Genomic DNA, 2848 nt, shown 5'->3' with positions numbered 1-2848 from the left:
GGAGAGCACCCCAAAGCGTGGGGCAATTGCGTTTTGATGGTAATTCTGGCAAGAATTATGGATGCATTCTGCCCCCGAAACCTTCCAGCTGAAGATCCGGCTTTTGGGGATCAGCCCGATGATCTGGCGACGCGTGTTGGTTTCCACGTCCATCACCTTGCGTGAGTTGCATGGGGCCCTTCAGGTCGCAATGGGGTGGGACGGCATTCACTTGTTCCAGTTTGATATTCACGCCGTCGATTATGGGTCTTGGGAATTGCATGCCGCGAGCCCAGATATTCCACTAAGCGGCTTCGGGTTTCGCCGGAATGACCGGCTTTCCTACATCTACGATATGGGGTGTTATTGGAAACACGAAGTCCGTATCGAAGCTATATTGGATCCTGATCCTAAGAAGCCCTACCCAGTTTGCACGGGTGGCGCGGGTGCGTGCCCGCCTGAAGAATGCGGTGGTCCCGAAGTTTATCTTGCGCGGCGGGACGAGGCCAATGGCTATGATGCTTGGCAGGACCTTGCGGCTTTGGCGTCCTTTGGCCAAGATCTGCTGGAACGCCATGACACGGGCCAGGCGTTGGATGATCTTGACCTGGATGATCTGGAATACGTTTTGGATCGCATGAAGGCCCGCGAGCCTTACCTTGAAACGCCCTTCTCCCGACGCGATGTGAATACTCTGTTTCGGGATGGGCGACATCGCGACCTGATGCATCAGCAGTTGATGTGACCTGTCCGGAAAGGAGCGGTTGCGGACAGGGCGTGGGATAGTGTTCAAAAATTATCTTGACGGGGTATAGGACAGAGGTAGAATTACGGACACCTATTTCTTTACAGCGAGCCCACATGACCAGAATATTTGCCTACGTCCGCGTTTCGACTTTTGAACAAGAGACGCAAAATCAGGTTATGGAGATCAGGGCGGCTGGGTTCAGCGTCGAGCCACACCGTATCATCACCGAGACAATTTCTGGCTCACGTGCCATCGCGCAGCGCTCGGGCTTTGGCCGCCTGATGGAAAAGATGGAACAGGGAGATGTTCTGATTGTCACTAAGCTCGACCGGCTTGGCCGCGATGCCATTGACGTGTCCAGCACGGTGGCACGACTTGAAGAGCGCGGCATCCGTGTTCATTGCCTTGCTCTGGGTGGGGTGGATCTGACCAGTTCCGCCGGGAAGCTGACGATGGGTGTGATCAACGCAGTCGCACAGTTTGAGCGCGACCTTTTGATTGAGCGCACACAGGCAGGGCTGGCCCGCGCGAAATCTGAGGGAAAAACCTTGGGCCGTCCGCCCGCGCTGTCAGGCGAACGACAAGATCTCGTGCGTCAAAGGCTGGCAAATGGCGAAAGTGTCTCTGCCATCGCACGGGACATCAAAACCAGCAGGCAAACAATTATGAGGGTCCGCGACGCGGCAGGGTAAGAGGGAGCAGCAGAGATGATGGACATATCGGTCAAGATTGCAATCACCGCCCCAGATGGGGTGGTGCATGAGCATGAAATTGCAGCTTTTGAGAAAGGCTATGAGAGCGCCGCTGAAATCGGGCTCTCCATTGGAGACAGTAAGGCGCTGCTGTTCAATTTGCAGCAGGAAATCGTTGCCGCACAAACAGCGGCGTTCTGTGCCGACCATTCCATATGTCCGTGTTGCGCAGGGAGGCTTCGGCGCAAGGGCAACAAATCTGTTCAATACCGAACCGTCTTTGGCGATATCACCATAGACAGTCCGCGTTTCTATCATTGTGGGTGTCATGCTGGATCTGCCCAAACGTTCAGCCCGCTGACAGTGCTGCTCCCCCACCATGTCGCGCCAGAAATGCTCTGGCTGGAAACGAAGTGGGCGTCTTTGGTCTCATATGGCGTCACGGTAGATTTACTCAAAGACGTGCTGCCAATCGACCAACGCCTAAACGCAGAAACTGTGCGCAGGCATTTGGGGCGTGTAGCAAGCCGCATGGAAACTGAGCTGGCCGACGAACGGTATAGTTTTGTCGCGACCAACGCCTATGAACGGGAGCAGCTTTCCAATCCGGAAGGCCCGATCACGGTTGGGATTGATGGTGGGTATGTTCGGTCACGCGAAAAGGGCCAATCTCACTTTGAGGTCATGGTTGGCAAATCCATTCCCACAGATCGCCCGGATCGCTACCTTGGTCTTGTGCAAAGTCATGATGAAAAACCCAAACGGCGATTGAAAGAGATTCTGAAAGACCAGGGCTGGCAGGAAAACCAGCACGTCACATTCATGACCGATGGTGGTGATACCGTCATCAAGATCGCTCAAGATATGGCACCTGCGTCTGAGCATCTTCTGGACTGGTTCCATATCACGATGCGCATCACCGTGATGCATCAGTATGTCAAAGGCCTTGCTCATCCGGACCCAGAGGAAGCCGAGGAGATGGCCAGGTACCTTCGGCAGATCAAAGGGTATCTATGGAATGGCAACCTGCATGATGGGCAGGTTGCCATTGATGACCTAATCATGGATCTTGACGAGATTGAAACAGAGTACGCCAGTATCAAGGCCCTACGAAAGGCAGCGCGCGAATTCCAAACCTACATCGCCAACAATGCCTGGATGATCCCCAACTATGCAGAGCGGCGACGTTATGGCGAGCGTGTGTCTACAGGTTTTGTTGAAAGCACCGTCAACACCGTCGTGGGCAAGCGGTTCTGCAAGCGCCAGCAGATGCGTTGGTCAAAAACAGGGGCTCACCTCATGCTGCAAACACGCACGCGCACGCTGGACGGCACCCTGCGTACGAAGTTCCAGCAATGGTATCCGGGGATGAAGCCAGACGGAGATCAGAAAATGGCAGCATGATTGCCCCACGCTTTGGGGTACTCTC

At 54.7% G+C, this 2848-nt stretch carries 3 protein-coding genes; all 3 read left to right on the top strand.

The window, feature by feature from the left end:
* The first annotated feature begins 61 nt into the window (after positions 1–61).
* The 3 genes from EGN72_RS19355 (at position 62) to EGN72_RS00365 (ending at position 2823) form a co-directional block, all read left to right on the top strand.
* Entirely contained in the window at positions 62–724 is a 663-nt protein-coding gene (locus EGN72_RS19355) for a plasmid pRiA4b ORF-3 family protein (protein ID WP_127044693.1), read from the top strand.
* A 116-nt stretch (positions 725–840) separates the two neighbouring features.
* Positions 841–1419, top strand: coding sequence for a recombinase family protein (locus EGN72_RS00370; RefSeq protein ID WP_127044692.1), 579 nt, complete (start codon positions 841–843; stop codon positions 1417–1419).
* 18 nt (positions 1420–1437) lie between these two features.
* Entirely contained in the window at positions 1438–2823 is a 1386-nt protein-coding gene (locus tag EGN72_RS00365) for an ISKra4 family transposase (RefSeq protein WP_127044694.1), read from the top strand.
* Positions 2824–2848: the final 25 nt, after the last annotated feature.

It is taken from the genome of Pseudorhodobacter sp. E13 (assembly GCF_003991405.1).
Taxonomy (GTDB): domain Bacteria; phylum Pseudomonadota; class Alphaproteobacteria; order Rhodobacterales; family Rhodobacteraceae; genus Pseudorhodobacter.
This window is presented reverse-complemented; position numbering and strand designations above follow the sequence as displayed.

What these genes read in the sequence shown, in the direction of transcription:
- EGN72_RS00365 (WP_127044694.1), top strand. Translation starts at nt 1,438, where the DNA reads ATGGACATATCGGTCAAGATTGCAATCACCGCCCCAGATGGGGTGGTG.
- EGN72_RS19355 (WP_127044693.1), top strand. Translation starts at nt 62, where the DNA reads ATGCATTCTGCCCCCGAAACCTTCCAGCTGAAGATCCGGCTTTTGGGG.
- EGN72_RS00370 (WP_127044692.1), top strand. Translation starts at nt 841, where the DNA reads ATGACCAGAATATTTGCCTACGTCCGCGTTTCGACTTTTGAACAAGAG.